This is a genomic window from Dietzia cinnamea NBRC 102147 (assembly GCF_001571065.1).
Classification (GTDB): Bacteria; Actinomycetota; Actinomycetes; order Mycobacteriales; family Mycobacteriaceae; genus Dietzia; species Dietzia cinnamea.
In genome coordinates, this window is the sequence record NZ_BCSW01000091.1 from 1 (window position 1) to 5,172 (window position 5,172).

Annotated in this window: 4 protein-coding genes; 2 read left to right on the forward strand and 2 right to left on the reverse strand. The window is 63.4% G+C overall.

Annotated features, from left to right (window positions below; genetic code table 11):
- Together DCI01S_RS15790 and DCI01S_RS17380 are read right to left on the reverse strand one after the other, a co-directional pair.
- On the reverse strand, positions 1-2,411 hold a 2,411-nt coding region (locus DCI01S_RS15790; protein ID WP_156482641.1), incomplete at its 3' end, for a DNA methyltransferase.
- A gap of 265 nt (positions 2,412-2,676) precedes the next feature.
- Positions 2,677-2,940 carry a hypothetical protein gene (locus DCI01S_RS17380; protein WP_156482642.1) on the reverse strand — a complete coding sequence of 88 codons (264 nt, stop codon included), beginning with the start codon at positions 2,938-2,940 and terminating at the stop codon, positions 2,677-2,679.
- A gap of 837 nt (positions 2,941-3,777) precedes the next feature.
- Here DCI01S_RS17380 and DCI01S_RS16980 point away from each other — a divergent pair.
- The gene (locus DCI01S_RS16980; protein ID WP_167349577.1) at positions 3,778-4,656 is read left to right on the forward strand and encodes a replication initiation protein; all 879 of its coding nucleotides are present in this window, start codon (positions 3,778-3,780) and stop codon (positions 4,654-4,656) included.
- 26 nt (positions 4,657-4,682) lie between these two features.
- Complete coding sequence (locus tag DCI01S_RS16985; RefSeq protein ID WP_082767883.1) at positions 4,683-4,970, forward strand: helix-turn-helix domain-containing protein; 288 nt, start codon at positions 4,683-4,685, stop codon at positions 4,968-4,970.
- Positions 4,971-5,172 lie beyond the last annotated feature (202 nt).

Consider the following 5,172-nt stretch of genomic DNA (forward strand, 5'->3'; position numbering starts at 1 on the left):
TCCGCAGGCAACGAAGCGACCGTGTAGTAGCGCCGCGCCTCAGATACAACGGCCGGAATGCCGACGTAGTCCGTGGCAGGTTGATGGTTTTCCTGAAACAGGTGCGGTGTCGCCGCACTATTTCTGGTGGCCGGCTTCTTGCTGCCCTCCCGCATTTGCCGAACTGCTTCTACCCTGTCTCGAAGAGTTTTTGACCTGCGCAGATCTTCGGGAGAGAGGTCAACAAGCCATAGACACCATCGGTCTTGGCCACGCACAAGCTCGCGCCCCATCCGAAACGGCCTTAAGTATTTTGATGCGATTGGATCTGCCGCCAGCTCTTCGTACTCTGCGGCTTCGACGATGAGATTTCCCCCGTCAACGGGCTTCGAGCCAAATCTTGCCGGTGGTAGCTGGCTAGAAAGGGGCATCATGCGTTTGCGGACGAGCACCCATGGGCCATCGACGAGGTAAGCGTTGATACCGCGGTCGACGGGGACCTCGACGGGGGCGGCGTTGATGTTGGGATAAGTCCACAAGCGCTGTTTGGCCCCCCGATCTCGAGTGAAGCCGACTACGACGCAGTGGACCGCGGCTTTGCCAGGCGCTTCGGAGTCCCAAGCGAAGGTGCGGTGCGCGTACTTGATGCGCCAACCTTCACGTTGTATGGGCCCGAACAACGCGGGCACTGGTTGGCCTTGGGTGATCGAATTGGTCGTGACGTAGCCGAATTCCCCCGGACGACCATCGGCATAAAGGTGCAGCGCCTGCGCGTGCCAGCCGGTGACGAAGTCGAGGTAGCCGTCGTAGTCGCGTCCCCATACGCGCCGCATGTCGGCGGTCTGCTCGCTGGTCTTGGTGTACTGCCCGATGAATGGCGGGTTGCCGAACACGTACGTGCTACCAGAGGGGGCGGGGAAGAGCTCTTCCCAGTCGACCTGAAGAGCGTTGGCGTGGTGGATGTGTGCGGTGATCGTGATGGGCAGTCGCTCGGGTGCCTGGCCGACCGCTGCGGCGAGTTCTCGGTTGGCTTGGTGATCGACGAGGAACATGGCGGTTTCGGCGATCTTGGCTGGCCACCAGTTGATCTCGATGCCGTGGAACTGGCCGATGGTGAGTTTGGTTTCCAACGTGGCGTCCAGGGCCATGCCGGTCTGCCCCTCGCGGACGCGGATCTCTTTGATGATCTGGGTTTCGATCCGTCGCAGTTCGCGGTAGGCGACCACGAGGAAGTTGCCGCACCCGCAGGCCGGGTCGACGAACACGTGGGTGGCGAGCCGGTCCCGGAACTCGCGTAGTGCTTTGACGCTGGTGGACTTGTTGCCGCACAGTCGGTTGGCCTCGGCCTGGAGGTCGTCGAGGAACAGCGGCTCGATGGTCTTGAGGATGTTTGTCTCGGAGGTGTAGTGCTCACCGGCCGCACGGCGTGCCTCTTTGCTCTTGACGAGCTGAAACATCGCGCCGAACACGGCTGGGGAGATGCGCGTCCACCGGAACCGGCACGCTTCCAGGAGCGCGTCACGCATGCCGGGGGTGAAGTACTCCAGCGGCAGAACATCGGCGAACAGGGCACCGTTGACGTACGGGAAACGGGCAATCAGGTCGCCGAGGTTCTTGTTGCGTTTGCTGGTCGGGGTGTTGAGCACAGCGAACAAGGAGTGCAGCTGTGCGCCGAGGTTGTCGGAGTCGGTGCGTTGCTCAACCCACCGATGAAATAAGTCCGCTTCCCATAAGCCGGCGTCGTCGCCGTAGAGCAGGAACAGGATGCGGGTGAGCATCATCGAGGCCCGCTGCACACTGTCCTCATCGGCGGGATCTTCGGTGAGAACTAAATCGACGTCGACGTCTTGGTCGGCCTCGTTACCGACCATCGCTTCGTAGAGCTGCGCCATGAGCTGCGCGGCATGGATGGAGGCGTCCTGCTCCTCGCGCCGCGTGACGGTCTCGTGCCCGGCAAGGAATAGCATCGCGTCGAGATGTTCCGGCGCCTGGTCGATAGTGAACTCGACGTGGCTTCCGTCTTCTCCGAGTTGGTCAATGCGGATCCGCTCGAAGTCGGTGACGATCACGTACTTGGGGAACTCGTGCTGTCCAACGGAACCGCCGGCCAGGTAGTCCTGGGCCTGGGCTTGGGCCTTGTCTAGGTCGACGCCGAGGGACTTGGCTTCGCCGATGAACACCCCGGACTGGAACACATCGATCGAGCCCTTGTTTCCCGTAGTGGCGCGAATCGCTTCGCGCTCGAACAGGTCGATCCGGGCGGCGTTGATGTCGAAACACGCGAGCAGGTCGGACCAGAACGATTGCGCAAAGCTCGACTCGGTACCGGTGACCTTGTCCTCGCGCCACCCGGCGATGCGTTCCGACCAATGAGTCGAAAAATCCCGGAGGTGGTGAAGGATTTGGCCGCGGTCCAACGTCGTCGCCGACACTCACACACTCCTGGTCTCTACAAATGGGTCTCGGGCGATCCTTCCAGCACGGTCACACGCCCCAGACGTCTCGCCTGCCTCCAACGCCTGCACCATCCGACTGTCGGCGTTTGACGACCCAGCAAACCATCGACCCCCGACACACCTCTGGCTGAACTTTCAGACCACCATCCGTTCCCCTCGTCCCACCCGTTCGCGCCCACGCTTTCCTCAGACCAAGCGCACCGCTGTCTGTTGCACGCTTCGCGCCACGTCTACGGCGTCACTACGCCGGCCCGCGCACCTTGCGGACCGCGCGCTCCTGGGCACGTCGCTGCTGACGACTCAGCCCCGCATCCGTCGCGGGGGCCAGCGCTTTGGAAGACACCAGCGCAGCCCGACTCTGGGTACGTTCTCGGTGCGCTTCCGAGATGCGCGCAGCGGCGTCGACGATGCGGCGAGCATGGTGGAGCTCCGCCGGGTCCAGCGCTCGCGTCTCGGCCACGACCGCGAGCGCTTCCACCGCCGCGACAACTTGGTTCTCGTCCACCAGCGCATCGGCGGCAGCTGCCGCGGCACGGGAACGTGACGCGGCGGCTCGGCACGCACCGCAGCAGTAGCGAGCGCGACGGCCGCGGGGGTCGACCCGGCCCGGGATCGCACCGCCGCAGTGTGCGCACGCGCCTTGATCCGGGGGGGCACTCATGCCGCAGACTTTAGCGCACGTGCGAAAAACAGATTAGGCAAGCGGTGGATCTGCCGCAGGCGCTCCAACCAGCGCATTTCCCGAGCTCACTACTAGTGCCTACTGTGTGGTGTTTCTAGGTCTGAGCTTCAGCAAGAGGTGTGTCAGTGTCGGCACGACCGGAAGCACAAGGGGGAGGGGGTCGAACTGAGCGCGTGCAGTGGATGCTGCGGCGGCACGAGGAGCACCGCCCGGTCAAGTTCGAGAGCAAAGTGATCGACCGCCAGTTTCACGCGGTAGTAGCGCAACTTGGCAAAGACCCGGGGCCAACCCCTGACCTGACGACTGGGGCATTCGCTTAGCGGAGTTCGGTGAGGTGCTCCCACGTCCAGCGCGCGCACTTACGTGCTGTGGTCTCAGCTTCCCTCCGGTGAGTTGCACCAGTCCGCTGAGGGGCATGCTCGATGACCGCTGAAGTGAAGTCATCGAGGTCGTCGTGGTCCCAGCGGATGGCGTAGGCGTACTCCCGGACAAGGTCGAGAAGGGAGAGATAGATCACGCGGCCCATGACGCTCTGCGGGAGCCGCATGGCTCTGATTCTCCGGGAAGGGCACCGCGCAGAAACGGCGGGGAGCCCGGAAATATCTGAGTAGCTTCGTGTCCCGACCGAATATAGCTCACATGTGTGTGATGCTCTTCTCCATGACGACGAGGACCGGGCCCGCCGTGCACACTCCGGATGAGTGGCGTGAGCGGTACCTCGGTCGGTACCCGCTGGCCTCAGATGACCTCGCGGCCGGGTCGTGGCGAGAGGTGCGGGAGCGTGCCCTCACGCGCCAGTACGTCGAGGTCTCCCCCAAAGCACTCGTGACCGCCGTGGTGGTCGACGTAGACCGGCCCGATGCAGTCCTGCGGGCTTTCGAGCGGCCACGTGACCATCCGACACCGTCGTGGGTTGCGGTAGGGCCTACCGGACACGGGCACGTCGGCTGGTGGCTCAATGCGCCGGTGTGTCGCACGGACGCGGCCAGGATCGACCCACTGCGGCACCTGGCACGAATGACGGAGGGGCTGCGTCGATCTCTCGACGGTGACCCGGCGTATGTCGGTCTGCTCACGCGCAACCCACTCGCAGAAGACGCGGAGGTCATCTGGGGTGATGCGCGCGCGTACTCACTCGGCGAGCTACGGACCCCGCTGGCCCCGACTCAGCTACCGCGCACCCCGGAACGTTCCTCAGGACTGGGCCGCAACTGCACGATGTTCCATACGGCGCGCAAGCAGGTCTACGGCCTGCACGATCCGGCAATGCCGTTCGAAGATTGGCACCGAATCGTCGTACAGCACTGTCATGCGGTTAACAGCTCGTTTAACCCGGCTCTTGGTGGCCCCCTGCCGTTTGCGGAGGTCCAGGCCACCGCATCGAGTATCAGCCGATGGGTCCGACGCAACTTCGTCAGCAAGTCGAAGTACCAAGCGCGTAGAGGGAAGATAGGTGGTGTTAGGTCCGGCGAGGTTCGCCGCGAACGTATGGCGGCAAAACTCGCAGAGGTTAAGGCGCGAATGGAGGGCTCGTCGTGACTGCTGCAGATCAGAGCCGACGTCCCATGACGGCTGCGGAGCTAGCTGCCGAACTAGGAACGTCTGAGCGCCACGCCAAGCGGCTATGGGCAGAGCCTCGTGAGGCAGTCGAGGCGCGGGCGGCGGCGCGGCGTGGGCGTGCGGCGGAGTTGCGGGCCGGTGGTGCCACGTATCGCGAGATCGCCGAGGCCCTCGACTGCTCGACGGGCACGGTGGGGCGGTTGCTGCATGAGCACCGAGAACGGGCCGGCATCCCGCAGCCCGGACGGGGACGGCGCAACACAACGGTGCCCATGGTGAAAAAGACTGCTTAGAAACGCCTACCGTTTCCCCTTTTTTAGTGCCAGTACACCAACGTATTGACTAGGCGCTTGCTACCGAATGCGGTCTATAAACTTCGGGCAGAGAATCCGGATCGATATTTCAACTATCTCTTCCGTCTGGTCGTCGCTTAACTCGTAGTTTTGGCTGGCAATGCTGCGGGCGATTGAGTATGGGTAGCTACCCGCCGCCGAG